Consider the following 428-nt stretch of genomic DNA (forward strand, 5'->3'; position numbering starts at 1 on the left):
GACCGATCGATCTGGTGCTGGGGCTAGATATGCTGGCTGATCGCGTTCTCGCGCTTGATTTTGCAGAGAGCCGCCTCGCCTTGGCCCCGAGCGGTTCGTTCACGGGCGGCAATGGATGGGCCGTGCTACAGCTCAGTCTTGGCACGGCTCGCGAGTTGCTGGTGTCGGCAGGCGTGGATGGTCGTCCGGCCGCCCAGATGATTCTCGACTTGGGAAGTGGTAACGCACTCATGATGTCGAGTGCGTTCGTCGATGACGATCATCTGCTGGAGAACCGAAAGGTTTCCACAGTCGCCATCGGCGACATCGAGGGAATGCACGTTGCGAAGGCGGCGATGATGGATAGCGTCGTCCTGGCCGGCTTACCCGTCGCTGCTGGTCCTTCTGCCGTCGTCGAGAACTGGCTCTCGACGAGCGCGGTGTGGAAT

1 protein-coding gene is annotated in these 428 nt (G+C 61.2%); it reads left to right on the forward strand.

Features of this window, described 5'->3' with window-relative positions; genetic code table 11:
* On the forward strand, positions 1–428 hold a 428-nt coding region (locus AACY08_RS30130), incomplete at both ends, for a hypothetical protein (protein ID WP_445262081.1).

This window comes from Pseudomonas sp. EL_65y_Pfl1_R83 (assembly GCF_963970695.1).
GTDB classification, from domain to species: domain Bacteria; phylum Pseudomonadota; class Gammaproteobacteria; order Pseudomonadales; family Pseudomonadaceae; genus Aquipseudomonas; species Aquipseudomonas tritici.